The organism is Micromonospora sp. WMMD736 (genome assembly GCF_049179015.1).
Classification (GTDB): Bacteria; Actinomycetota; Actinomycetes; order Mycobacteriales; family Micromonosporaceae; genus Micromonospora.
Genome location: NZ_JBMHMI010000001.1, coordinates 5,795,355 through 5,820,129, shown reverse-complemented (window position 1 = coordinate 5,820,129; position 24,775 = coordinate 5,795,355). Strand labels below are relative to the sequence as shown.

The 24,775-nt window shown below is 73.1% G+C and carries 26 protein-coding genes; 11 read left to right on the top strand and 15 right to left on the bottom strand.

Annotated features, from left to right (window positions below; translation table 11 throughout):
- Positions 1-137: 137 nt before the first annotated feature.
- Both ACN269_RS26290 and ACN269_RS26285 read right to left on the bottom strand, forming a co-directional pair.
- On the bottom strand, positions 138-611 hold the full coding sequence (locus tag ACN269_RS26290) for an NUDIX domain-containing protein (RefSeq protein ID WP_421474923.1): 474 nt from the start codon (positions 609-611) through the stop codon (positions 138-140).
- Entirely contained in the window at positions 608-1,330 is a 723-nt protein-coding gene (locus tag ACN269_RS26285) for an XRE family transcriptional regulator (RefSeq protein ID WP_421476576.1), read from the bottom strand. The genes ACN269_RS26290 and ACN269_RS26285 overlap by 4 nt, the downstream gene beginning before the upstream one ends.
- A gap of 253 nt (positions 1,331-1,583) precedes the next feature.
- Here ACN269_RS26285 and ACN269_RS26280 point away from each other — a divergent pair, with 253 nt between their 5' ends.
- Positions 1,584-1,832 (top strand): flavin reductase, encoded by a 249-nt coding sequence (locus ACN269_RS26280; RefSeq protein WP_421476574.1) that lies wholly within the window; start codon positions 1,584-1,586, stop codon positions 1,830-1,832.
- A gap of 28 nt (positions 1,833-1,860) precedes the next feature.
- Here ACN269_RS26280 and ACN269_RS26275 read toward each other — a convergent pair whose 3' ends face one another.
- The 3 genes from ACN269_RS26275 to ACN269_RS26265 form a co-directional block, all read right to left on the bottom strand.
- Complete coding sequence (locus ACN269_RS26275) at positions 1,861-2,100, bottom strand: hypothetical protein (protein WP_421474921.1); 240 nt, start codon at positions 2,098-2,100, stop codon at positions 1,861-1,863.
- Positions 2,101-2,173: 73 nt separating this feature from the next.
- Positions 2,174-4,372 (bottom strand): ATP-dependent DNA helicase RecG, encoded by a 2,199-nt coding sequence (gene recG, locus ACN269_RS26270; protein ID WP_421474919.1) that lies wholly within the window; start codon positions 4,370-4,372, stop codon positions 2,174-2,176.
- Positions 4,369-5,982: a DAK2 domain-containing protein gene (locus tag ACN269_RS26265; protein ID WP_421474918.1), complete on the bottom strand. Its 1,614-nt coding sequence runs from the start codon at positions 5,980-5,982 to the stop codon at positions 4,369-4,371. The genes recG and ACN269_RS26265 overlap by 4 nt, the downstream gene beginning before the upstream one ends.
- A 248-nt stretch (positions 5,983-6,230) precedes the next feature.
- Here ACN269_RS26265 and rpmB point away from each other — a divergent pair, with 248 nt between their 5' ends.
- Positions 6,231-6,422, top strand: coding sequence for a 50S ribosomal protein L28 (gene rpmB, locus ACN269_RS26260; protein ID WP_091671657.1), 192 nt, complete (start codon positions 6,231-6,233; stop codon positions 6,420-6,422).
- Between the two features lie 93 nt (positions 6,423-6,515).
- On the opposite strand, the gene ACN269_RS26255 is transcribed toward rpmB, so the two are convergent.
- Both ACN269_RS26255 and ACN269_RS26250 read right to left on the bottom strand, forming a co-directional pair.
- Positions 6,516-7,010 carry a GNAT family N-acetyltransferase gene (locus tag ACN269_RS26255; protein ID WP_421474917.1) on the bottom strand — a complete coding sequence of 165 codons (495 nt, stop codon included), beginning with the start codon at positions 7,008-7,010 and terminating at the stop codon, positions 6,516-6,518.
- Positions 7,007-7,939 (bottom strand): thiamine-phosphate kinase, encoded by a 933-nt coding sequence (locus tag ACN269_RS26250; protein ID WP_421476573.1) that lies wholly within the window; start codon positions 7,937-7,939, stop codon positions 7,007-7,009. The genes ACN269_RS26255 and ACN269_RS26250 overlap by 4 nt, the downstream gene beginning before the upstream one ends.
- Positions 7,940-8,092: 153 nt before the next feature.
- Between ACN269_RS26250 and ACN269_RS26245 the strand changes: the two genes are divergently transcribed.
- Both ACN269_RS26245 and ACN269_RS26240 read left to right on the top strand, forming a co-directional pair.
- The gene (locus ACN269_RS26245; RefSeq protein WP_007456453.1) at positions 8,093-8,326 is read left to right on the top strand and encodes an Lrp/AsnC ligand binding domain-containing protein; all 234 of its coding nucleotides are present in this window, start codon (positions 8,093-8,095) and stop codon (positions 8,324-8,326) included.
- The gene (locus ACN269_RS26240; protein ID WP_421474916.1) at positions 8,327-9,019 is read left to right on the top strand and encodes a DUF3515 domain-containing protein; all 693 of its coding nucleotides are present in this window, start codon (positions 8,327-8,329) and stop codon (positions 9,017-9,019) included.
- A gap of 52 nt (positions 9,020-9,071) precedes the next feature.
- Here ACN269_RS26240 and ACN269_RS26235 read toward each other — a convergent pair whose 3' ends face one another.
- Entirely contained in the window at positions 9,072-10,172 is a 1,101-nt protein-coding gene (locus ACN269_RS26235; protein ID WP_421474915.1) for a D-alanine--D-alanine ligase family protein, read from the bottom strand.
- Between the two features lie 173 nt (positions 10,173-10,345).
- A complete protein-coding gene (locus ACN269_RS26230) occupies positions 10,346-10,564 on the bottom strand; it encodes a hypothetical protein (RefSeq protein ID WP_203151201.1) in 219 nt (72 codons plus the stop codon).
- A 274-nt stretch (positions 10,565-10,838) separates the two neighbouring features.
- On the opposite strand from ACN269_RS26230, the gene ACN269_RS26225 reads away from it, so the two are divergent.
- Together ACN269_RS26225 and ACN269_RS26220 are read left to right on the top strand one after the other, a co-directional pair.
- Entirely contained in the window at positions 10,839-11,684 is an 846-nt protein-coding gene (locus tag ACN269_RS26225; RefSeq protein WP_421474914.1) for a helix-turn-helix domain-containing protein, read from the top strand.
- A gap of 7 nt (positions 11,685-11,691) precedes the next feature.
- The gene (locus ACN269_RS26220) at positions 11,692-11,892 is read left to right on the top strand and encodes a DUF397 domain-containing protein (protein ID WP_421474913.1); all 201 of its coding nucleotides are present in this window, start codon (positions 11,692-11,694) and stop codon (positions 11,890-11,892) included.
- 83 nt (positions 11,893-11,975) lie between these two features.
- Here the strand turns inward: ACN269_RS26220 and ACN269_RS26215 are convergent, their stop codons facing one another.
- The 5 genes from ACN269_RS26215 to ACN269_RS26195 form a co-directional block, all read right to left on the bottom strand.
- Positions 11,976-13,025, bottom strand: coding sequence for an ROK family protein (locus ACN269_RS26215; protein ID WP_421474912.1), 1,050 nt, complete (start codon positions 13,023-13,025; stop codon positions 11,976-11,978).
- Positions 13,026-13,198: 173 nt separating this feature from the next.
- Entirely contained in the window at positions 13,199-13,984 is a 786-nt protein-coding gene (locus tag ACN269_RS26210) for a putative protein N(5)-glutamine methyltransferase (protein WP_421474911.1), read from the bottom strand.
- The gene (locus tag ACN269_RS26205) at positions 13,985-15,103 is read right to left on the bottom strand and encodes a cystathionine gamma-lyase (protein ID WP_421474910.1); all 1,119 of its coding nucleotides are present in this window, start codon (positions 15,101-15,103) and stop codon (positions 13,985-13,987) included.
- A 7-nt stretch (positions 15,104-15,110) separates the two neighbouring features.
- On the bottom strand, positions 15,111-16,118 hold the full coding sequence (locus ACN269_RS26200) for an NAD(P)H-dependent glycerol-3-phosphate dehydrogenase (protein ID WP_421474909.1): 1,008 nt from the start codon (positions 16,116-16,118) through the stop codon (positions 15,111-15,113).
- Positions 16,115-16,849 carry a lysophospholipid acyltransferase family protein gene (locus ACN269_RS26195; protein ID WP_421474907.1) on the bottom strand — a complete coding sequence of 245 codons (735 nt, stop codon included), beginning with the start codon at positions 16,847-16,849 and terminating at the stop codon, positions 16,115-16,117. Before ACN269_RS26195 ends, ACN269_RS26200 begins: the two co-directional genes overlap by 4 nt.
- Positions 16,850-16,976: 127 nt before the next feature.
- Between ACN269_RS26195 and cofC the strand changes: the two genes are divergently transcribed.
- Genes cofC through ACN269_RS26170 form a run of 5 tightly spaced genes read left to right on the top strand, consistent with a single transcriptional unit; the run spans position 16,977 to position 22,677 of the window.
- Complete coding sequence (cofC, locus tag ACN269_RS26190; RefSeq protein ID WP_421474906.1) at positions 16,977-17,624, top strand: 2-phospho-L-lactate guanylyltransferase; 648 nt, start codon at positions 16,977-16,979, stop codon at positions 17,622-17,624.
- Positions 17,625-17,674: 50 nt separating this feature from the next.
- Positions 17,675-17,872, top strand: coding sequence for a cold-shock protein (locus tag ACN269_RS26185; RefSeq protein ID WP_007456426.1), 198 nt, complete (start codon positions 17,675-17,677; stop codon positions 17,870-17,872).
- A 54-nt stretch (positions 17,873-17,926) separates the two neighbouring features.
- Complete coding sequence (locus tag ACN269_RS26180; RefSeq protein ID WP_421474905.1) at positions 17,927-20,266, top strand: RNA degradosome polyphosphate kinase; 2,340 nt, start codon at positions 17,927-17,929, stop codon at positions 20,264-20,266.
- A 24-nt stretch (positions 20,267-20,290) separates the two neighbouring features.
- Positions 20,291-21,811: a CHAD domain-containing protein gene (locus tag ACN269_RS26175; RefSeq protein ID WP_421474904.1), complete on the top strand. Its 1,521-nt coding sequence runs from the start codon at positions 20,291-20,293 to the stop codon at positions 21,809-21,811.
- Positions 21,799-22,677 (top strand): NUDIX hydrolase, encoded by an 879-nt coding sequence (locus ACN269_RS26170; protein WP_421474903.1) that lies wholly within the window; start codon positions 21,799-21,801, stop codon positions 22,675-22,677. The genes ACN269_RS26175 and ACN269_RS26170 overlap by 13 nt, the downstream gene beginning before the upstream one ends.
- A 71-nt stretch (positions 22,678-22,748) precedes the next feature.
- Here the strand turns inward: ACN269_RS26170 and ACN269_RS26165 are convergent, their stop codons facing one another.
- The gene (locus ACN269_RS26165) at positions 22,749-24,755 is read right to left on the bottom strand and encodes an endonuclease/exonuclease/phosphatase family protein (protein WP_421474902.1); all 2,007 of its coding nucleotides are present in this window, start codon (positions 24,753-24,755) and stop codon (positions 22,749-22,751) included.
- Between the last annotated feature and the right edge of the window lie 20 nt (positions 24,756-24,775).

Here is a 24,775-nt window from a genome sequence, read left to right as displayed (position 1 = left end):
CGAGGGCGCGTCGACCACCCGGTCGACGCGCCCTCGGTCGTTGTGCGTTGACAGTATCTGCGGTGCAGGCAGCGGTCCCGCGCCGGTTTCGACCCCGCAAGCAGGAAAGGGGGCGTCAGCACGCCAAGGAATCGACGCTATCCGAGGTAGGGAGTCTCGCGGCCTTCGACGTAATGCCGAAGGCGGAGTCGAACGGTGTCGTGGATGGGGATTCGGTCGAATTCGGCGGGGTCGATGAAGCGGACGTCCGTCGACTCGTCGCTGATGCTGATCGTGCCGCCGATGACGTGAGCCTGGTAGGTGACCGTGAATTCCTGGCGGACCTCGCCGTCGGGGTAGGCGATGACGTGCGCGGGATCGCTGTAGATCCCCAACAGACCGGTCACCTCGACGTCCAGGCCGGTCTCCTCCCGTACCTCGCGGACGACGCACTGTTGCAGGGTTTCGCCGATGTTCATGGCGCCGCCGGGTAGGGACCAGTTACCGGAGTCGCTACGCCGCTGTAGCAGTACGCGGCCGTGCTGGTCGGTGACGACGGCGGCGGCGGCGGGAACGAGACTGTTGGCGAGCGGCGCTTGCGGGTCGTGGTGGTAGTCGCGTCGGCCGGTCACCGGGCTTCCTTCGGGTAGGCGGTGGTGGTCTGCCATATCTGCTCGAACTGGTCGGCATGGGCCGCGAAGATGCCGTGCGGCGAGAGTTCGCGCAGATGCAGGGCGGGATGTTGGTAGCCACGTGCGCGGTACAGGTGCGGGGTGACGATCATCTGATGGTCGAAGCGGAACACCGAGTTGTACAGGTGCACGGTGTGCAGGCCGATCTCCACACCGGGCACCTGGTGCAGGGGTTCACAGAAGTTGAGGGCGTTGCGGATTCGGCCGGGTAGCGTGCCGCCGATCTGTTCGAGGGCGTCGCGTTCGGCGACGTGCGGGCAGTCAGGATCGGCGAACGCGAGCCGGATATGAGCGCCGCCAGCGGCCTTGTCCGAGATGAGCTGCATCGTGTTGGGTACCAGCTCAAGCAGAAACGGGAAGGCGTAGCCGAGCAGGTCGATCCGATTGCTCGCGCCGGTGAGCAGCGCGGCCCAGACATGGTGCGGGATGTCGGCGCGGTGGGCGTAGGCGGCGACGACCTCGGCAGTGGCCTCCGCGCCGGGCGCCTGGTCGGGACGGGTCTGAGGCCAGAGGTCTGCTTCGGTCTCGCCTAGGACGTCGGCGACGGCAAGCCGGGTGCGCTGGTGCGGGACGCGGCCGGCGAGCCACCGGGTGACGGTCTTGACATCGACGCCGACGGCTGTGGCGAGGGCAGCCGAGTCGAGGTGGGCGCGGAGCATGGCCGCGCGAAGGCGGTGACTCATACCGTCTAACCCTAGTGGACACACTGGGACGCTTATGGATCGCGAAAGTGTCCGAACTTGTGTCCATGAGGACGTTGGAGTGCCCACAGCCGCTTCGTAGGTTCAGCGCCAGGGCCTCGCCGGTTCGCTTGCGGCAGATTCGCCGTGCTGGTGAGTGCCAGGGGAAGAGCCACCAACACCTCGAGGTCTCTTCCCCTTCCAACGGTCCGAGAGGGTGGTGGAGTTGTTGTTGTCGGCGCATCAGCCGGTAAGGCCGCAGTGGAACTGCGCCGGGTGCGGGTCACCGTGGCCGTGCAGAACCAGGAAAAGGCAACTTGTTGAGGAGTTCACCGGCGCGCGGATATCGCTGATGCTGCATCTTTCGGCGCACCTCGTGCAGGCATGTGCGGACCTGCCACTTACACCGTCCGGGGTGTTGCACTCGCGGTTTCTCGCCTGGCCGCGTTCGGCGGCACTGCGCGACGAGCAGACGCGATAACCTCAGCCCTCCCTCCAGCATGTGAGGCTCAGTCGCAGGTCCGCCCCTCCAGCCACTGGATCTTCCATTCGGAAGTCCGGAAGAGCTTAGCCAGATCATTCTCATCTTTCGCCCAGAGATCGCCCCCATCAGCAGGGTTTTCAACATCGTCCACAAGATATACGTAATATCCCCCGGTGACATTTCCATCGAAATGAACGTGGAGGTAGTAGCCTTCACTCTCCCCAGCCAGAATCCGGCCGAATTGATTTAGAGGAATTTCAGGCACGTTCAACTCGCCCGCGGCAACAGTCCGCCGTACTGACTCCCCGACACGATGCTCGCCCTGCCATAGGAAACCGTCAGCCCTTCTCCAGGTACTCCGCGCGGTCCTCGTCGACCAGCGCCGCCACCGACGCGGCCAGCGCCGGGTTGCGGGTCAGCTCCGGATCGTCCCCGATCAGGGTGATGGCCTCGGCGCGGGCGTCGCGGATCAGGTCGGCGTCGCGGCGCAGCGACAGCAGCCGCAGGTGCGAGCGGTGGCCGGACTGGGTCGCCCCCAGCACGTCGCCCTCGCGGCGCTGCTCCAGGTCCAGTTCGGCGAGCTTGAACCCGTCGCTGGTGGAGGCCACCGCGTCCAGGCGTTCCCGCGCCGACGAGCCCTCGGCGGCCTCGCTCACCAGCAGGCAGAGCCCGGCGGCGGTGCCCCGGCCGACCCGGCCCCGGAGCTGGTGCAGTTGCGAGACGCCGAAGCGGTCGGCGTCCAGCACGATCATCACGGTGGCGTTGGGCACGTCCACGCCGACCTCGATGACCGTGGTCGCCACCAGCACGTCCAGGTCACCGGCGGCGAAGGAACGCATCACCGCGTCCTTCTCGTCGGCGGGCAGCCGGCCGTGCAGCACCCCGATCCGCAGCCCGTGCAGCGGCCCGTCGGCCAGCAGCGGGGCCACCTCGGTCACCGCCAGCGGAGGCCGCCGGCCGTTGTCGTCCTCGGGGGGCGGCTCCTCGTCCGACGTCGGCCCGTCTCCGATCCGCGGGCACACCACGTACGCCTGGTGGCCGGCGGCCACCTCCTCGCGCAGCCGACGCCACGCCCGGTCCAGGAAGGCCGGCTTCTCGGCGGCCGGGACGACGTGCGAGGCGATCGGCGACCGGCCCCGGGGCAGCTGCGAGAGGGTGGACACCTCCAGGTCGCCGTAGACGGTCATCGCCACCGTGCGCGGGATCGGCGTCGCCGTCATCACCAGCGTGTGCGGCGGCTGGTCGGCCTTGGCGCGCAGCGCGTCGCGCTGCTCCACGCCGAAGCGGTGCTGCTCGTCGACCACCACCAGACCCAGGTCGGCGAAGTCGACACCCTCGTAGAGCAGCGCGTGGGTGCCCAGCACGATGCCGGCGGCGCCGCTGGCCACCTCGCCGAGCGCCCGGCGGCGGGCCGCCGCGCCCAGCGAACCGGTGACCAGCTCGACCCGGGTGGCGTGCTCGGCGGAGTCCAGCTCACCGGCCCGCCCGAGCGGCCCGAGCAGGTCGAGCATGCCGCGGTGGTGCTGAGCGGCCAGCACCTCGGTGGGGGCCAGCAGCGCGGCCTGCCCGCCCGCGTCGACCACCTGGAGCATGGCCCGCAGGGCCACCACCGTCTTGCCCGAGCCCACCTCGCCCTGCAGGAGGCGGTGCATGGGGTGCGCGGCGGCCAGGTCCTCGGCGATCTCCGCGCCCACCTCGCGCTGGCCGGCGGTCAGCTCGTACGGCAGCCGGGCGTCGAACGCGTCCAGCAGCCCACCGGCGCGCGGCGGCCGTGGCCGGGCCGGCCAGTCGGCGGCCCGGTGCTTGCGCTGCACCAGCGTCAACTGGACGGCGAACGCCTCGTCCCACTTGAGCCGCCGTCGCGCCCGGTACAGGGCCTCCTTCGTGGACGGGCGGTGGATCTCCCGCAGCGCCGCGCCCAGGTCGACGAGGTTGCGGCTGGCCCGGACGGTGGCCGGCAGCGGGTCGTCCGGCGGGGTGAACGTGTCCAGCACGACCCGTACGCAGCGGGCGATGACCCAGGTCGGTACGGCAGCGGCGGCCGGGTAGACGGGGATCAGCGCGCCCGCGAACTCCTCGATCTCGTCGTTGACCGCCGCCTCGCCCTCGCCCCCCTCGCCGAGCAGGACGTACTCCGGGCCGTTGAGCTGCCGTTTGCCCCGGAACTCGGTGACCTTACCGGCGAACAGCCCCCACCGGCCGGGCCGCAGCTCGCGTTCGCGCCACGCCTGGTTACCGAAGAACGTCAGCGTCAGCACACCGCCGGAGCCGTCGCCGACGGTCACCTCGAGCAGGTTGCCCCGACGCTGGCGCATCGGCCGTACGGCGGTGCGCTGCACCTGGGCCAGCACGGTGACCTGCTCGCCGACGTCCAGCGAACGGATGTCGGTGTGCTCGCCGCGCTCGTCGTAGCGGCGCGGGAAGTGGTATATCAGGTCACCGGCCGTGTGCAGGTCGAGCTGGGCGGCCAACGCCTTGGCCGTCTTGTCGCCGACGAGCTTCTTCAGCGGCGTGTCCACCGTGGCCGGCTCACTCATTCGACCCCCACCAGGAGCGGATAGAACGGTTGACCGCCCGGGTACGCCTGCACCTCGACGAACGGCCAACGTCGCGCGACGTGCGCGCGGACGGCATCGATGAGCCCGGCGGGGGCGTCCACCCCGGCGAGCAGGGTGACCAGCTCCCCGCCACCGCCGAGCATCCGGTCGACCACGGCGGAGCAGGTGTCGGTGAGGTCGCTGCCGATCAGGTGCACCTCGCCCTCGACCAGCGCCAGCACGTCACCGGGCCGGCAGGGGCCGGCGACCGTGAGCGCCTCGCGGCTGGCGTGGCAGACCTCGGCGTAGCGGCAGGCGCCGGCCGCCTCGGCCATCGCGATCACGTCGTCCTCGAACCGGCGGCCGCCGTCGCGGACCGCGAGGGCGGCGAGTGCCTGCACCGGTGAACGGGTCGGCACCACGCTCACCTTGACGCCGTGCCGGTGCGCCTCGCGGGCCGCCGCGCTGGCGACCGCCTCCGTGTTGGGATCGTTCGGCAGGACGACCACCCGGGTCGCCCCCGTGCCGCGCACCGCGGCCAGCAGCTCACCGATGGACGGGTTGCCGGGCACCACCGTCGCGCCCTCGGCGGCGAACAGCTCGGCGATCCCGGCGCCGGTGGCCACCACCACGGCGGCCCGGCCGTCCTCGGTCGGACCGCCGGACGGCTCCGGCTGGTCGGCGAAGCGGGTCACCGAGATCCGGTACGGGCGGCCGGCGGCGATCCCCGCCTCGACCGCCGCGCCCACGTCGTTGACGTGCACGTGCACGGTCCAGGTGCCGTCCGGCTCGCGCCCGTCGCCGACGACGACGAGCGAGTCGCCCAGCGCGTCCAGGGTGCGGCGCAGCGCGGCCACCGCGTCGGCGCGCGCGTCGAGCAGGTACTGCACCTCGTAGGCGTACTCCTCGGAACCGGTCTCGCGCGCGACGGTGGCCGCCGGGCGGGCGGTGCGCGGCTGCGGCGCGGGCGGGGGCGCGCTCTCCCCGGTGAGCACCTCGACCAGGGCGTCGAGCAGGACACAGAGCCCGCGTCCGCCGGCGTCGACGACGCCCGCGCGGGCCAGGGCCGGCAGTTGCTCGGGCGTACGGGCCAGGGCCTCGGCCGCCGCCCGGGCGGCGTTCCGGGCCACCACCGCCAGGTCGTCGCTGCCCGCCTGCTCGGCCCCGGTGGCCGCGGCGGCGACGACGGTGAGCAGGGTGCCTTCGACGGGACGGCCGACCGCGGCGTACGCGGCGGTGGTCGCCGCCCGTAGCGCGCCGGCCAGGGCCCGGCCGCGCACCGCCGGCACGGCGACGACCGCGTCGGCGAACCCGCGCAGGATCTGCGAGAGGATGACCCCCGAGTTGCCCCGCGCGCCCAGCAGCGCCCCCTGCGCCATCAGTCGCAGCGCGTGCCCGTGGGCGGTCGGGCCACTGTCGGGGAGGGTGTCCAGGTCCATCGACAGGGCCTGCTGGGCCGAGGTGAGGGTGAGCACCAGGTTGGTGCCGGTGTCGCCGTCGGGCACCGGGTAGACGTTGAGCTGGTCGATCTCGCCCTGGTGGCGCTTGAGCGCGACCAGCCCGCTCGCGCACCACCGGCGGACCGTGGCGGCGTCGAGGGTGTCCAGCACGGGCAGAAGCCTACTGGCGCGCACCGACACGCGTCGGACTCGTCCGGCGTGTCCGGTTGACCGGCGTTCGACCTGCCCACCCTGCCGGCCCGACCAGCCGGGTTCCGCCTGGCAGGTACAGTGGCCGCCGGGACCAGCCCCCGGTCAGGGCGGTTGGTCACCTCGGCGGGGCATCGGGTAGGCTGACGCGGTTGCCCGGGCAGCACCTGCCGGCGACCTCATGAACGTTTCAATCCCAGGAGTATCCCGTGGCTAGCGTGTGCGACGTCTGTGGCAAGGGACCGGGCTTCGGCCACAACGTGCCCTGGTCCAAGAAGAAGACCAACCGCCGCTGGAACCCGAACATCCAGTCGGTGCGCACCCCGGCCGGTGGTGGCAACACCAAGAAGCTGCAGGTCTGCACCTCGTGCATCAAGGCCGGCAAGGTCACCCGCGCCTGACGCGGCGGCACCAACTCTTCTCGTTCGGCTCAGCCGGCGGGCCCTGCGGCCCGCCGGCTCTGTCGTGTCCGCGCCCGGCGTGACGCCGGTCGCTCAGAGCGTGCGGCCGAAGGAGACGCAGCCCTCCGCGTCCTTGTAGAAACCGAAGTTGGGGATCCGGTCGTAACCGGCGGACGCGTACATGGCGATCGCCTCGGGCTGCCTGTCCCCGCACTCCAGGACCATCCGCTTGCGGCCGTGCTCGCGCGCCGAGCGCTCGACGGCGGCGAGGACCGTGCGCGCCACGCCGCGTCCACGCGCGGCCGGGGCGGTGTACATCCGCTTCAGCTCGGCGGTGTCGGTGCCGTGGCTGCGCCAGCCGCCGCAGCCGACCGGCTCACCGGCCAGGTAGGCGACGAGGAACGCGCCGTCCGGCGGCTCGAACTCACTCGCCGCCACCGGGGTGTCGTCGCCGGTTCCCCCGTAGCGGGTGGCCAGGTCGGCCAACGCCGCCTTGATCAATTGCTGCGCCACCGGCGCGTCGAACCGCACCAGCCGGATCTCGATCTCACTCACGGTATCCAGGGTACGGCCGCCGGATGCCCTCATCGGAAGTGGTCCCAGCCCCGGGGCCCGTCGTAGGCACCGCCGTCGACCGTCACCCCGACACCGTCCGTCACCGTGCCGATGGGCCGCCACTGCGGCGGCAACGCCACCGTCGGGGGAAAGGTCGCGGCCAACGCGTGGTCCTCGCCACCCGCCAGGATCCAGGTGTACGCGTCGACGCCGAGCGCCTGCGCGGCGTCCGCCATCTGCCGGGGCACCTCGAAGGCGTCGCGGCGCACGTCGATCGCCACCCCGCTGGCCCGCGCGACGTGCCCCAGGTCGGCGAGGAGCCCGTCCGAGACGTCGATCATCGAGGTCGCGCCGAGCTGGGCGGCCTGCGGTCCGGCCGGATAGGGAACCTGCGGCCGCCGGTACGCCTCGACCAGCAGCCGGGGAGTACGGAAGCCCCGGCTGAGCACGGTCAGCCCGGCCGCCGCGTACCCGATGCGACCGGCCAGGGCCAGCACGTCGCCCGGCCGGGCACCGGAGCGCACCACGGGCGCCCGGCCGCCGAGGTCACCCAACGCGGTGACCGCGATGGTCAGGGTCGGGCTCGACGACATGTCCCCGCCCACCACGCTCGCGCCGACCGTGGCGGCCTCGGCGGCCAACCCGTCGGCCAGCTCCTCCGCCCAGCTCGTCTCCAGATCGGCGGGCATGCAGAGGGCGACCAGCAGGGCGGTCGGGACGGCGCCCATCGCCGCGACGTCGGCCAGGTTGGCGGCGGCGGCTCGGTGACCGACCTCGCGCGCCGACCCCCAGTCCCGCCGGAAGTGTCGCCCGTCGACCAGCACGTCCGTGCAGGCGACCACCCGGCCGTCCGGCGCGGCCACCACCGCCGCGTCGTCACCCGGCCCGAGCACCGTCGTCGGACCCATCGACAGGCGGGCGGTGACCCGCCCGATCAGCCCGAACTCGCCGATCCCGGCCACGCTGGCGGCACTGCCGGCGTTCGACCCGTTCTGCCCGGCACCGCCGCGCTCGCTCACCGCTGCTCCTTGACCACCGATAGGGATCCGACCTGGTCCGTAAGGTAGTTTCACCCTTCGGGCCGCCTTCGGGCGGCGACGGACGGAGGTCGAGTCGTGGTACAGGCGTACATCCTCATCCAGACCGAGGTCGGCCGCGCACGGGACGTGGCGGGTCTCATCGCGGACATCGCCGGCGTGGTACGCGTCGACGCCGTTACCGGGCCGTACGACGTGGTCGTCCTCACCGAGGCGAACACCGTCGACGAGCTCGGCAAACTCATCGTCAGCAAGGTGCAGATGGTGCCCGGCATCACGCGCACCCTCACGTGTTCGGTGGTGCGGCTGTAAGTGGACGAGATGACGACCCCCTCGGCGGTGCGGAACGACGACGGCGAGCGGGAACCGGCGGACACCTCGCCCGAGCCGGCTGACGGTACCGACGCGGACGCCGCTGCGGCCGTCGACGCGCCGGCCGGCCGGGACCGAACCGTCCGGGGAGCGGCCCTGCTCGCCACGGTGATCGCACTGCCGGTCACGCTGCTGGTGGCCGTGCTGGCCTTTGCCAAACTCGCCCCGGAGACGCCGGCCGCCGCGCCGAGCCCGTCGGCGAGCACCACCCGGGCGCAGTCCAGCGCGCCGGTCGAGATGGCCGCGCCGACGCTCCCCGAGCGCCCGGCCACGGTCTGTCGCGCGCTGCTCTCCCAGCTCCCGCAGACCATCCGCGACCTGGCCCAGCGTCCGGTCACGGCGGGCCCCGAGCAGAACGCCGCGTACGGCGACCCCGCGCTCACCGTGGCCTGCGGAGGCACCGAGCCGACCATTCCGGCCACCGACGAGGTCTGGGTGGTCAACCGGGTCTGCTGGCACCCCGTCGAGGAGACCGACGCGACGGTACTCACCACCGTCGACCGGGAGACGCCGGTGACGGTCCGCATCCCGCGCTCCTACACCCAGCCGTTGCAGTGGGCCGCCCCGATCTCCAGCGCCATCGTGGCGTCGGTCCCCTCGGGCGGCGCCGTCCCCAGCGGCTGCCAGGGCTGACACACCGACGCGTGGCCCGTACGACGGGCCACGCGTCGAGGACGTCCGCGGCTCAGTGCAGGCCGACACCGCGCCGCTGGGCGGTACGGATCAGCCGGTTGACCAGCTTGGGGTACTCCAGGCCGGAGGCCGCCCACATCCGGGGGAACATCGACGTCGGGGTGAACCCGGGCATCGTGTTGATCTCGTTGAGGTAGACGTCCAGTTCCGGGGTGACGAAGAAGTCGGCGCGGGCCAGGCCGGCGCAGTCCAACGCGGTGAACGCGCGGATGGCGTACTCCTGCACCTGGCGGGTCACCTTGTCGGGCAGGCCGGCCGGGATGTCGTACTCGCAGGAGTCGTCGAGGTACTTGGCCTCGAAGTCGTAGAAGTCGTGACCGGTCACGACACGCACCTCGGCCAGCATGGACGCCTCGGGCGTGCCACCGGCCTCGCCCTCCAGCACACCGCACTCGATCTCGCGGCCGACGATCGCGGCCTCGATGATGACCTTGGGGTCGAACTGCCGGGCGGTGGCGACCGCCTCGTCCAGGTCCGACCAGTCGGTGACCCGGGTGATGCCGAACGAGGAGCCGGCGCGGGACGGCTTCACGAAGACCGGCAGGCCGAGCCGCTTCTTGTCCTGCTCGCTCAGCGTCATCCCGCTGCGCAGCACCGCGTACGGGCCGACCGGGATGCCCTCGACCGCGCAGAGCTTCTTGGTGAACTCCTTGTCCATCGCGGCGGCGGAGGCGAAGACGTTCGCCCCCACGTAGGGGATGCCGGCCATCTCCAGCATGCCCTGGATGGTGCCGTCCTCGCCGTACGTGCCGTGCAGCACGGGGAAGACCACGTCCACGTCGGCCAGCGCCCGGGGGCCTTCGGTCGGGTCGAGCACCATGAGCCCGTTGCCGGTGGGGTCGGCGCGCAGCACGATGTCCGCTCCGGACTCCGCGGTGATCTCCGGGAGCTGGCGGGCGTCGATGGCGAGCTGGGCGGGATCGCCACTGGTCAGCACCCACTGGCCGGCGCGGGTGATACCGACCGGCACCACCTCGTACTCGTCGGGGTCGAGGGCGCCGAACACGCTGCCGGCGCTGACGCAGGAGATGCCGTGCTCCGGGCTGCGGCCGCCGAAGACGATCGCCACGCGGGTCTTGCCTGGGGTGGTCACTCCGGTCACCTCTTCGTACGCGACTGCGGCTGGTCGTGCTCGCCGGTGGCGCTCACCCGGTTGACCTTACTGTGCGTGGCGATCAGGCGCGGCGATACCCGGCGAGCCACGACGCGACACGGCATTCGGTCAACAGAGCATATACGGTGCGTGACGGAATGGTGGGGTCGAATTCAGTCCCGGGCGTGCCGGCGACCGACCGCGATCACTTTGACCCGTTGCCGGCCGGCCCGGACCATGCCCAGCGCCATGAAGGCGCCGGCGATCCGGTCGGCGGCTTCCCTGCTGCTCGCGCCCACGACCTGCCGGCGACGCTCGGGGGCGATCCGCTCGTTGCGGTCGACGCCCTCGACGGGACGCACGTCGGTGAGCACGACCAGGAAGCGGGTCATCCCCGAACCCCGCGGCGCGGGGGCGGAGACTTCGGACCGGTACGCACGTCGTCTCCTTCCGGCGGGTGGGCACGGGCGGCACGCGGCGATCGGGTACGGGGGAGAAACCCGATCGCCGCGCGCCCTATCCCCTCCGGTCGCTCACCACCACCGTCGCCACGACAACCGGCGGTGAGGACGCGATAACAGATTGACACGTCTACAGCCATGAATGCAACTCTCATCGACCATCTCTCATGTACCCGTTCCCGTAAATGTGTGCGACCATCGATGCATGGCCCCCAAGACCGCCCGCGCCCGCCGACTCGGCATCGCCCTACGCCAGTTCCGGGAAGCCGCCGGGCTGACGCTGGAGTCCGCCGCGGACGAGATCAACAGCACCCGCAGCACGCTCTCGCGGTACGAGAACGCCCAGACGCTGGTCAGTCCGGCCACCGTGCGCGCCCTGCTCACCTCGTACGGGGTGGAGGCCGAGGAGGTGGCCGCCGCGGTGCAACTCGCCAAGGACGCGCGGAAGCCGGGTTGGTGGGTGTCGTACTCGTACCTGCTCGCCCCGGGCACCATCGACTTCATCGCCCTGGAGGCGGAGGCCACCGCCATCTCCAACTTCGAGCCGTCGGTGGTGCCCGGCCTGTTGCAGACCGCCGACTACATCCGCGGCGTGATGCGCGGCGGCCCGCACACCCTCGGCGACGAGTCGGTGGAGCAGCGGGTCAAGGTCCGGCTCGACCGCCAGCAACGGCTCACCGCCGACACCCCACCCATCCTCGACGCGATCATCGACGAGGGCGCGCTGCTGCGTCCCGTCGGCGACGAGTCGGTGATGGAGAGCCAACTGCGGCACCTCGTCAAGATGGCCGAGCTGCCGAACATCACCGTCCAGGTGATTCCGCTCTCCGCCGGCTACCACCGGGGCACCCGTGGCTCGCTGCACATCCTGGAGTTCGCCGATCCGGAGGACCCGATCATCGCGTCGGTGGAGACCGTCGCCGGTCAGATGATCCTCGACCGGGCGGGCGAGACGCGTACCTGCACCAAGATCATGGAGCATCTGCGCAGCGTGGCGCTCAGCCCGGCGGACAGCCGGGCGATGCTCCTGTCAGTCCTGAAGGGACGGTAGGAGACCGATGACACCGACGATCACAGCGGCGTTGGCCGCGGCGGCGTGGCGCAAGAGCAGCCGTAGCGGCGACGAGGGAGCCTGCGTGGAGGTGGCCGCGACCCCCCGACTGGTGGCCGTCCGCGACTCCAAGGACCCGGCCGGCCCGGCCCTGCTGTTCCCCCCGGCGGCCTGGGCCACCTTCGCCCAGGCCCCACCGCACCGCTGACGACTACGCACGCCGTCCGACCGCGCCCCGCCGACCGGGCTGACACAGCCCGGAACGCGGGGCGTGGCCGGGCCGGGGCCGGGTCAGGCGACCAGCGGGCGGGGCTCCGGCGCGGCACGTACGGCCTCCAGGGCGGCGATCGCCACGCCCCGGGCACCGGCCATGTCCCGGTCCGGCACGAGCGCGAAGGTGGCGACGGCGGCCTGCTCCACACGGAGCACGGTGTGCTCGCGGACCGTCGCCAGGAACCAGTCCCGGAATGCCGGCGCGGCCTCCACCACACCGCCACCGACGAAGTACGCGTGCGGGTCGGTGAAGTTGGCCGCCAGGGTGAACAGCCGGCCCAGCGCCATCGCCTGCTGGGTGAAGAGGTCCCGGGCGAGGGCGTCACCCCGCTCGCCGTAGCCCCGTACGAGTTTGGCCGCCCGGGCCACCGGTTCGGCCGCGAGGGGGTGCCCGGGATACCGGGTGAGCCAGTACGGCAGCAGGTTGCGCTCGATGCCGGTCAGCGACGCGATGCTCTCGACATCGCCGGTGAAGCCGCAGGCGCAGGTCGGCTCCGACTGCTCCGGGCCGAGCAGGCCTCCCAGCGGAATGTGCACGTGGCCCAACTCGCCGGCCATCCCGGCGGCGCCGGCGATCACCTTGCCGCTCTCGACCACTCCGCCACCGAGGCCCGTGCCGACGATCGCCGACACCGACGACCGGGTCATCGCCTCGTCACCGAAGTACACGTGATGGGCGTAGAGCGCGGCCGCGTTGCCGTCGTTGTGGTAGACCACCGGCAGGCCCAGCCGACGTTCCAACGCGCCGCGCACGTCGAAGCCACGCCAGGCCGGCTGCGAGAAGTTGGTCGAGCCGCGCGACGAGATGACACCGGTGGCGCTGGCGGGTCCGGGGGTGTCGAGCCCGACCGCCCGGACCAGTTCGCGGGGGACGCCGGTCTGCGCCAGCGCCCCGTCGAGCGCCCGTGCCAGCGCCTCGATCGCCGCCTCCGGGCCGGCCTGCACCTCGCTGGGGATCTCCAGGAGGCCGTCGACCAGGAAGCGTCCGTCCACCGTCAGCACGGTGGCGTTGTTGCTGGTGCCGCCGTTGTCCAGACCGACGACCACCGGCACTCCTGCGCTGCCCACCGCAACCGCCTCCCGCCCTCATGAGTGTGAGCCGAGGCTAGTGCCAACCCCGCTCCCCCGCCACGCCCCGCCCCCACCCGACCCAGGATCCCCGCGATCTTGCACTTTCTGTGCCGACAAAAGGCACGTATAGCCACACCTCGACCACCGAAAGTGCAAGATCGCGGGGAAGGTCAGTGGGGGCAGCGGGCTGTTACCGCTGTCGCCTCACGGTCCTCGTCGTGGTGGACGTTGGGGATCAGGCCGGCCGCGTGGAAGGTTGCGCAGAGCGCGGCCAGCTGGGTCTGGCCGGCCTCCACCACCAGGTGCCCGCCCGGGGCCAACCAGGTTGCTGCCTCGACGCCCACCCGGCGCAGCACGGCGAGCCCGTCCGGCCCGCCGTCGAGCGCCACCGGGGCCTCGTGCAGCCGTGCCTCCGGCGGCATCAGGGCCACCGCGTCGGTCGGCACGTACGGGGCGTTGGCGACCACCAGGTCAAGTCTCCCCCGCCACTGCTGGGGCAGAGGGGCGAACAGGTCACCCTCGTACACCTCGGCGGTCAGGCCGGCGAGGTTGCGCCGGGCGCACGCCACCGCCACCGGGTCGATGTCGGCGGCGGCCAGCCAGCGCGGCGCGAGCCGATGCGCCAGCGCGACGGCCGCAGCCCCGGAGCCGCAGCAGAGGTCGACGACCGCCGGGGCGGGTCCGGTCAGCTCGACCGCCACCTCGACCAGCAGGGCCGTCCGGCCGCGCGGCACGAAGACGCCCGGGTCGACGGCGATCCGTAGGCCGCAGAACTCCGCCCAGCCGAGCAGGTACTCCAGCGGCTCACCGGCCACCCGGCGGTCGGTCAGCTCGGCCAGGGCCACCGGGTCGTCGGTGGCGGCGACCAACAGCTCGGCCTCGTCCTCGGCGTACACACAGCCGGCGGCGCGCAGCCGGCCCACCAGGGCCGACCGGTCGATCGGCGGTGAGTCCACTCAGGCCCCCGCGCTGGCGTCCAGCGCGGCGGCGATGTCGGCCACCAGGTCGGCCGTATCCTCGGCGCCGCAGGAGAGCCGGACGAAGCCGGGGGCGGTGTCGTCGCCCCACTGGGCCCGTCGGTCGGCGGTGGTGTGCAGACCGCCGAAGGAGGTGGCGGCCGCCACCAGCCGAGCGGCCTCGACGAAGCGGGCGACCCGATCGGCGTCGCCCAGGTCGAACGACAACACCCCGGGCATCCGGCGCATCTGCGTCGAGGCGACCGCGTACGCGGGATCGTCCGGCAGCCCCGGCCAGCGCAGCCCGGTCACGTCCGGACGGGCCGCCAGCAGGTCGGCCACGGCGGCGGCGTTCGCGCTCTGCCGGGCCAACCGCAGGTCGAGGGTCGCCAGCGACCGGTGGGCCAGCCAGGCGTCGAACGCGCCCGGCACCGAACCGGTGCTGGTACGCCAGAGCGTCACCGCCTCCAGCACCTCGGCGGACCGGCTGGCCAGGTAGCCGAGCAGCAGGTCGGAGTGGCCGGTGAGCGCCTTCGTGCCGGACGCCACCACCAGGTCGGCGCCGAGGTCCAGGGGACGCTGCCCGAGCGGGGTGGCCGTGGTGTTGTCGACCGCGAGCAGGGCGCCCGCGGCGTGCGCCCGCTCCGCCAGGGCGGCCACGTCGACCACGTCCAGGCCCGGGTTGGCCGGGGTCTCCACCAGCACCAGCCGTACGCCCTCGAACGAGGGGTACGGGCCGACGGTCGGCACGAAGAGCACCCGTACGCCCATCGTCTCCAGCACGGCGGTGGCGAACGCCCGCACCGGGAAGTACCCGTCGGACGGCAGCACCACGGTGTCCCCCGGGCGCAACAGGGTGAACAGCGCGCCCGTGATGGCGGCCTGACCGCTGGCGAAGACGCGGCAGTCCCCGCCCTCCAACTCGCCCACCGCGGCTTCCAACAGCCGCCGGGTCGGGTTGTCGGGGCGACCGTAGCCGTTCGGCGACGTGTCCGGCCCCTGCCGAGGGTCCAGGTGGTACGGCGCGGCGAACACCGGCCCCGGCAGGAACGGGTCACCCGGTGCCGGCTCCGGCAGGCCGGCGCGGACACAACGGGTGCCGTCTCCCCACTCGCTCATCAAGACCTCACTCGTACGACTCGGGCTTGGCGGTGCGGCTCATCAGCGCCTGGACGGCGAGGCGCGGGTCCATCCCCTCGTGACAGATCCGTTCGACGTGCTCGGTGATCGGCATCTCGACGCCGTGCGCCCGGGCCAGGTCGCGGATCGCGAGGCAGCTCTTGACTCCCTCGGCGGTCTGTCGTGTGGCGGCCTGGGCCTGCTCCAGCGTCTCACCGCGGCCCAGGTGCTCGCCGAAGGTGCGGTTACGGGCCAGCGGGGACGAGCAGGAGGCGACGAGGTCGCCCATGCCGGCCAGGCCGGCGAAGGTGATCGGGTCCGCGCCGAGCGCCACGCCCAGGCGGGCCGTCTCGGCCAGCCCCCGGGTCATCAGCATGGCCCGGGTGTTGTCGCCGAAGCCCATCGCGGTGGCGATGCCGTACGACAGGGCGATCACGTTCTTGACCGCGCCGCCCAGCTCGCAGCCGATCACGTCGTCGTTGGTGTACGGGCGCAGGTACGGCGTCCGGATCGACGACTGCACGAGCGTGGCCCGGTTGGCGTTCGTGCCGGCCACCACCGTGGCGGCCGGCTGCTCGGCGGCGATCTCGGGGGCCAGGTTGGGGCCGGAGACCACCACCACCCGGTCCGCGGCCACCCCGGCGGTCTCCACGATGACCTCGCTCATCCGCCTGGTGGTGCCGAGTTCGATGCCCTTCATCAGCGACACGAGCGTCGAGTCCGGGTGCAGGTATGCGGCCCACTCGGCGAGGTTGCCGCGCAGGGTCTGCGACGGTACGGAGAGCACCACCACCTCGGCGTCGGTGATCGCCTCGGCGGCGTCGGTGGTGGCGGTGACCCGGGCCGGCAGCAGCAGGTCCGGCAGGTACTCGGGATTGCGACGCTCGGTACGGATGCTCTCGGCCACCGGAGCACGGCGGGCCCACACCGTCACGTCCCGACCCGCGTCGGCCAGGATCTTGGCGAAGGCGGTGCCCCAGGAGCCGGCGCCGAGCACCGCGACGTGGCCGCTCATGCCGCTTCGCCCTGTCGCCGTTCGCCGGACGGTCGGGCCGGTCGTTGCCAGAGCGGGGGCGGGGTACCGCCCCGGATCTCGGCGAGCATGTCCCGTAGCCGCAGCATGATGGCGTCCGTCATCTCTTCGAGGGTTTCCCGGGTCGGCGGGGCGTCCGCCCAGCGGCTGAGGTCGACCGGGGCGCCGGCCACCACGGTGACCGGAATCCGGGGGCGTGGGTTGAGGCGGCTGGTACGCGGGTCGAAGATCCGCTCCGGCCCCCACATCGCCACCGGCACCACGGGCGCGCCGGTGGCCAACGCCAGGCGGGCGGCGCCGGTCTTCGCCTTCATCGGCCACAGGTCCGGCTGCCGGGTGGTGGTTCCCTCCGGGTAGATCACGACCGCACCGCCCTCGTCGAGCGCGGCGACGAGCTTGTCCAGCGAGCGGACGGCTTCCACGCTGCCCCGCTCGACCGGGATCTGCCGGCACCGGTGCAGGATCCAGCCGACCACCGGCACCCGGAACACGCTGGCCTTGCCCAGGTACTGCGGCCACCGGCCGGAGTCGTAGATGAAGTGCGCGGAGACCAGCGGGTCGGCGTGCGAGATGTGGTTCGGCACGATGATCACACCGCCGTCCCCGGCGAGGTGTTCCTGGCCACGCCAGGTCCGCCGGGTCCAGACGGTCATCACCGGCTTCACCAGCCCCACGGCGAACCGTTGCCAGAACCCCAGCCTCCGCCGTGCCACTGTGCCTCCTCGTCGCGCCGAACCCACCGCGCGCGCCCGACCCGCGACACCCGCAGCGGAAATCATGCCTGCTCGCCCCCGGTACGGCCAGCGAGGGTCCCGTCGTCCGGCTGGCAGGATTGCGGACGTGAGTCAGCCGAGGTGGGCCGTGGTGGTGCCGGTGAAGCGTCTGACCGTGGCCAAGAGCCGGCTGCGGGGCGCGCTGCCCGGCGTACCCCACGAGGAGCTGGCGCTGGCGCTGGCCGCCGACACCCTCCGCGCGGTGCTGGCCTGCCCGGCGGTCGCCGAGGCCCTGGTGGTGACCGACGACCACCGGGTGGCGCGGGCGGCCCGGGCCGTCGGGGCGCGGACGCTCGCCGACCTGCCGGACGCCGGCCTGAACGCCGCGTTCCGGCACGGCGCGGCACAAACCCCGGCGCGGTGGGTGGTCGGGCTCACCGCCGACCTACCGGCGCTGCGCCCGGACGAGCTGGCCGCCGCGCTGCTCGCGGCGCAGCACGGTCCCACCGGGGTACGCCGGTTCGTCGCGGACGCGCCCGGCACGGGAACCGTGCTGCTCGCCGCGCCGCCGGGGGTGGACCTCGACCCGCGGTTCGGGATCGGCTCGGCGGTGGTGCACGAGGTGAGCGGGGCGCTGCCGCTGACCGGCGACTGGCCCAGCCTGCGACGCGACGTGGACACCGCCGGGGACCTGGCCGACGCCGCCCGCCTGGGCCTGGGACCGCGCACGGCGGCGCTGCTCGCCGCCGGCTGCCCGGCGCGCGCCACGAGCTGAGAGCGCGGCCGCGCGGCGTCGGGCCGACCCCACCGGTGTACGGTGCCAGCATGCAGGGCACGGTGGCCAGCTACGACGCGGCGACACGCAGCGGTGTGCTGTTGCTCGACGACGGCACCGAGCTGCGCTTCCCCGCGCGGGCGTTCGACGCCTCCGGCCTGCGACTTCTCCGGCTCGGCCAGCGGGTACGGATCGACACCGATCCCGACGGCGAGGTCGTCCGGGTGACATTGCCGACGATGAACTGAACCGGCGGGGCCAAGTTCATTTTGCGTTAACTCTCTTCGGGTGATTATGAGCGGGTGAGCACCCCTCGCGAGCACCCGGTCACCCCGCCCGCCACCGATCCCCGCAACGGCGCCCGCATCCGCGGCACCGACGGCCGTTTCCGTCCGTCCCGGGCCGAACGGGCCGGCGCCGCCCGCGCCGACACGCTCGCCGACGACCCGGGAGGGGCCTCCTCCGGGCTGGACGAGGTCCTCGACCCCGCCGTGCCGACCACCGAGACGGACGGCCCGGCGGCCGGTGGAGTCCAGCCGGCCCCGCCCCCCGCCGAGGACGACGAGGAGCCGCCGGCTCCGCTGCCGGAGGACCGCTTCCTCAACCGGGAGCTGTCCTGGCTCGACTTCAACGCGCGGGTGCTCGCGCTCGCCGAGGACCAGAGCACTCCCCTGCTGGAGCGGGCCAAGTTCCTGGCGATCTTCGCCAGCAACCTGGACGAGTTCTACATGGTGCGGATCGCCGGCCTGAAGCGGCGGCTCTCCGCCGGCCTTCCGGTACGCGGCGGCGACCGTCTCCCGCTGCGCACGCAGCTCGAACTGATCGCCGAACGGACCGCCGAACTGGTCGCCCGGCACGCCGCCTGCTTCGTCGACGACGTCCTGCCCCGGCTGGCCGAGGAGGACGTCCGCATCCTGCGCTGGGCCGACCTCGGCGACGCCGAGCGGGAACGGCTGCGCACCTACTTCCGGGAGCACATCTTCCCGGTGCTCACCCCGCTCGCGGTGGACCCGGCGCACCCGTTCCCGTACATCTCGGGACGGTCGCTCAACCTGGCGGTGGCCGTCCGCGACCCGGACGGCGGTTCCGAGCTGTTCGCGCGGGTGAAGGTGCCCAACAACGTCCCGCGATTCGTGCGCGTCGACCGGGACCAACCGGGCGTACGGATGCTGCCGGTCGAGGACCTGATCTCGGTGCACCTGGGTCAGCTCTTCAGCGGCATGCAGGTGGTCGAGTGCCACCTGTTCCGGGTGACCCGCAACGCCGAGGTGGAGGTCGACGAGGACCGCGACGAGGACCTGCTCCAGGCGCTGGAACGGGAACTGGCCCGCCGCCGGTTCGGTCCGCCGGTCCGGCTGGAGGTCGCCGCGTCGATCTCCGATCACATGCTCGAACTGCTCGTCCGTGAGTTGGACATGGACGACCAGGACGTGCTGCGGGTGCCCGGCCTGCTGGACCTGTCCGCGCTGTGGCAGGTGTACGGCGAGGCCGACCGCCCGGACCTGAAGGACCCGCCGTTCGTACCGGCCACGCACCCCCGGCTCACCGAGGGTGAGGTGCCACGCAGCGTCTTCGCCACATTGCGGGACGGGGACATCCTGGTGCACCACCCGTACCACTCGTTCGCGACGAGCGTGCAGCGCTTCATCGAGCAGGCCGCCGCCGACCCGAACGTGCTCGCCATCAAGCAGACGCTCTACCGGACCAGCGGAGATTCCCCGATCGTGGACGCGTTGGTGGACGCGGCCGCCGCCGGCAAGCAGGTGGTGGTGCTGGTCGAGGTGAAGGCCCGCTTCGACGAGGTGGCCAATATCGGCTGGGCCCGGACCCTGGAACGGGCCGGCTGTCACGTGGTGTACGGCCTCGTCGGGCTCAAGACGCACTGCAAGACGGCGTTGGTGGTCCGGCAGGAGGGCAACCAGATCCGCCGGTACTGCCACATCGGCACCGGCAACTACCACCCGAAGACCGCGCGGCTGTACGAGGACTTCGGCATGCTCACCGCCGACCCGGAGATCGGCGCGGACCTCACCGACCTGTTCAACGTGCTGACCGGCTACAGCCGGCAGACCGCGTACCGGCGGCTGCTGGTCGCCCCGCAGGGCATCCGCAGCGGACTGATCGAACGGATCGAGCGGGAGATCGCGCACGTCCGCCTCGGCATGCCCGGCCTGGTCCAGTTCAAGGTCAACTCCCTGGTCGACGAGGGCGTGACCGACGCGCTGTACCGGGCCTCCCAGGCCGGCGTCCACGTCGACCTGCTCATCCGGGGCATGTGCACGCTGCGGCCCGGGGTGCCGGGGCTGTCGGAGAACATCCGGGTCCGCTCGATCCTGGGCCGGTTCCTGGAGCACTCCCGCATCTTCCGCTTCGGCAACAACGGCGAGGCCGAGTTCTGGATGGGTTCGGCGGACCTGATGCACCGCAACCTGGACCGGCGGGTGGAGGCGCTGGTGCAGGTGAGCGATCCGGTCGCCCGGGCCGAGCTGGACCATGTGCTGACCGCCGCCATGAGCCCAGACGTCGACGCGTTCGAGCTGGCCGGCGACGGCACCTGGACCCGGCGCACCGGCGGCGACGAGGCGGCCCGCGTCCATCTCCAGGAACTGTTGCTGCGCCGCGTCGGTGGCACAGCCGGCTGAGCGATCACCGCCTAGGCTGAGTTGATGGTCGAGGAGGAGCAGAAGTACGAGGTGGACGACACCTTCGTGCTGCCCGACCTGTCCGCCGCCGCACCCGTCGGCGGCCGGGTCCGGGCGCTGCCGCCGGTGACGCTCGTCGCCCGCTACCTGGACACGGTCGACCTGCGGCTGGCCCGCGCCGGGGCGTCCCTGCGGCACCGTGCCGGGGACGAGCCGCCGTGGACGGTGAAGCTGCCCACCGGCACGCCCGGCGTCCGGCATGAGATCTCCCGTCCCGGGCCGGCCGGGCAACCGCCGCCGGAGCTGGTCGAGCTGGTCACCGCGCTGCACCGGGGTACGCCCCTGGCACCGGTGACGGTGGTGCGTACCGTCCGGCACGCCCACGAGGTGTGCGCCGAGGACGGCACGGTGCTCGCCGAGGTGGTGGACGACCGGGTGAGCGTCCTCGACGACGCCGGCACCAGCACGGATGAGTTCCGCGAGGTGGAGGTCGAGCGCAAGGCCGGCGACCGTGACCTGCTGGGCCGCGTCGGCGCGGTGCTGCGTGACGCCGGGGCGCGGGCCGGCTCGTTCACCCCGAAGCACGTGCGGGCGCTGGGCGCGGTGGCGCAGGCCGAACCGGACCTGGTAGCACCGGGTGAGCTGGCCGACGACCCGAGCGCCGGGGAGGTGGTCACCGAGGCGGTCCGCAAGGAGGTACGCCGGCTACTGGCCCACGATCCCCTCGTCCGACTGCACCGCTCCACCGGCGACGGTGACAGCGCCGTACACCAGATGCGGGTGGCCTGCCGACGGCTGCGCAGCGACCTGCGGACCTTCCGGCCACTCGTCCGCCGCAGCTGGGCCCGTCCCCTGCGCGACGAGCTGCGCTGGCTGGCCGGGGTGCTCGGCGGGGCGCGCGACGCCGAGGTGCTGCGCGGACGGCTGCGGCGCACCGCGACCGCCGACCCGCTCAGCCCACTCGACGCGGGCGCGGTCGACCGGCTGGACGACGCGCTCGCGCAGCGGCAGCGGCGCGCGCTCGTCGCCATCGACGAGGCGCTGCGCTCCCCGCGCTACCTCGCCCTGGTGGACGCCCTGGTGCTGGCCGCCCGAGCGCCCCGGCTCACCCGGCGGGCGGCCGCCCCGGCGGCCCGGACGCTACCGAAGCTGGTGGCCCGCCCGTGGCGGCGGCTCACCGGCCCGGACGGCGTCGACGGGCTCGACCCGCTCGCACCCGACGACCGCTGGCACGCCGTCCGCAAGCAGGGCAAACAGGCCCGGTACGCGGTCACCGCCGTCCTCCCGGCGGTCGGCAGCGACGCGCGGAGGCTGGCCCGTGCGCTGGCCCGCGTCCAGGACGTGCTCGGTGAGCACCAGGACGCCGCGGTGGCCGCCGAGACCTGGCTCGCCCTCGCCGCCGAGCGACCCGACGACCACGAGATCGCGGTCACCGCCGGGCGGCTGGCCGAACGGGAACGCGACACGGTCCGCCGGATGCGGGCCCGGTTCCCCGACGCGTGGCACCGGGCGACCCGGCGACGGCGGACCCGATGGCTGCCATGACGGGCATCCGGGCCGCCGGTGGGGTCTGCTGGCGACCCACCGACGACGGCGTACGGGTCTGCGTGGTGCACCGCCCGCGCTACGGGGACTGGACGCTGCCCAAGGGCAAGTTGGAACCGGGCGAACATCCGCTCGTCGCGGCGGTCCGCGAGGTGGCCGAGGAGGCCGACGTGCGGGGCGTACCGCAGGTGCGGCTGCCGTCGGTGCGCTACCGCAGCGAGGGGCAGGCCAAACTGGTCGACTACTGGTCGATGCTCGCCGTCGCCGAGGGGGGTTTCCAGCCGGGCACCGAGGTCGACGACATCCGATGGCTCACCGTGGACGACGCGATCCGGCTGGTCAGCTACCCACACGACGCCGAGGTGCTGGCCGCGTTCGCCGCGCTGCCGCCGGTGACCGCGACCGTCGCGCTGGTTCGGCACGGGCACGCCGGCAAGCGGGCCACGTGGACCGGTCCGGACACCGCCCGTCCGCTCGACGACGAGGGGTGGGCCCAGGCGTACGCGCTGGCGCCGCTGATCGCCGTGGTCCGGCCGGCCCGGTTGCTGTCGGCGTCGGCACGCCGCTGCGTACAGACCCTGGACCCGGCCGCCGCGCTCCTCGACCTGCCCATCGAGGTCTGCGGCGACCTGGACGAGCCGCAGCCCGGCCAGCAACACGACGAACGGGTGCTGGCGACCGCCGCGCGGGTGCTGGAGTTGGCCTGCGTCGGCGGGCAGGTGGCGGTGTGCAGCCAGGGCAAGGTGCTGCCCGGCGCGTTGGAGCGGCTGACCGGCCGCACCGACGACGACTTCACCACCCCCAAGGGCGGCGGTTGGCTGCTCGCCTTCGTCGGCGACCGACTGCTCGCCACCGATCGCCTCTGAACCCTGGGCGCCGATCGGCCCGGGTCGGCGACCAACCGACGCCGCGGCGTCGTCGGTCCCGGCGCACCGGGTCAGCGCGGCGGCAGCGTGACGGTCACCGCCACCGGCAGGTGGTCGCTGGCCTCGCCGCGCGGCGCGACCGGATCCGTCGCCGTCAGACCGGGTGAGACGAAGACGTGGTCGATCTGCTGCCGGGGGTCGTCGGCGGGGCTGGTCGCCAGCGGTCGGGCGGCCGCCAACGCGTCCACCAGACCCGCCCCCGTGAACTGTCCGAACGCCTCGTCGCCCGGCTCGGTGTTCAGGTCGCCGGCCACGATGAGCGGGCGGCCCACCGCGTACCGGACGGCGAAGTCGGCGACCGCGCGGGCCTGGACCACCGGTCCCCGGCCGGGCGGCGGCTGGAGGTGGGTGCTCACCACGACGGTACGCACGTCGTCGCCGAGGTCGAGGGTCACGGCGAGCGCCTGCGCGCCGGTCGGCGCCCCGACGGCCGGCAACGGCAGGGACTCCGGCGCGGTGACCGGCCAGCGGCTGAGCACCGCGTCACCCCACACCGGGTCGGCGGCCGGCCCGAAGACGTACGGCATGCCGAGCCGGTCGGACAGCAGGTCCAACGTGTCGTGGCCGCCGTTGAGCAGCCAGCCCCGGTCCACCTCGCTGAGCAGCACGACGTCCGGTCGCTGCCGGTTTATCGCGGCGGCCAGCCCGGCCAGGTCGAACCGGCCGTCCAGACCGAAGCCCATCCGGATGTTGTACGCCACCACCCGCAACCGCTCCGGCGGCCCTTCCCGGTTGCTGGCCACCGGAAGTTCCTCGGCGACGAGCGGCGCCAGCAGGGCGAGCGCGGTCACCGCGGCCGTGGTCGGCAGGGGCGGCAACGGTCCGGGCAGCCGGAGGCGGATGGGACGGGCCGTCAGGGCCACCACGGCGACCACCCCGGCCACCACCACCGGCACGGCGGCGTTGGGATACCCGAGGTCGTAGGCGGAGTAGTAGCCGATCGAGCCGACCACGAAGACGAGCATGCCGGCGGCCACCGCGTACCCCCGGCGGGCCGCCGCCCGCCGTCCATCGCCCGCCTCGTCCGCCCGGACCCGATCGGGGCCGGCCTTGTCGGTCCGACCTGCGCTGTCGGGGCGGCCCGCGCTGTCGGTGCGACCGGCGCTGTCGGTGCGACCGGCGCTGTCGGGGCGGCCCGCGCTGTCGGTGCGACCGGCGCTGTCGGTGTGGGCCAGGCAGGCGCCGAGGCCGACGGCGCTGAGCAGCATCGCCGCGACCAGCAGATCGCCACGGTCGAGGGCGAAGAGCACCGCGCCCGCCAGCAGGGCCACCGGCCCGAGTGGGCGGGTCCACGGCCGGATCGGGCCTGCCAGGGCGGCCAGCAGGAATCCGGCCACCGCCACCGGCACGGGCGCCAGGCCGAACAACGGTGAACGGGCGACCGACCCGCCCGCTTGCAGGTACGACATCCCGGCCTGTGCCAGGGCCGGCGCGAGGGCCACCATGCCGGACAGCAGCAGCGTCGGCCCGAACAGCAGCCACGATCGGGCCCCACCGGGGCCGGGCGGCGCGGCGGGTAGGGCGGCGTCGAGCAGGAACAGCGCCACCGCGACGATGCTGAGCAGCCAGGCCGCCCAGCCGCCGCGCCAGACGAGGTCGTAGGTGTCCAGCAGCGCATGACCAACGGCGTTGACCGCCAGCCCGAGCGCCAGCCCCGGCACCGGGCGGTCGGTGCCGGCGGCGACGCCGACCAGCCACACCAGCCCGGCCAGCAGGCCCGTGGTGGCCAACCAGAGCTGCGGACGGCCCCCAGGGGTCGCGGTGAGGGCGAGACGGGCCACGGCCAGCACGACGGCCGCCGCGACGGTCACCGGACGGGCACCGACCCGACGGACCAGCGCCGGCGCGGCCAGCGCCAGCACGAACCAGCCGAGCGCGAACGCGCCCATCAACTCGGCCGGAGTGGAGGCGGCCTGCCCGAAGATGGTGATGATGCCGGGTAGCCAGACGCGTAGCACGTCGATGAACAGGATGACGCCCAGCGCGAGCGATGAGGTGGTGAGCTGGCGGTAGCGCACCGGTGCCCCACTTCCCGTCG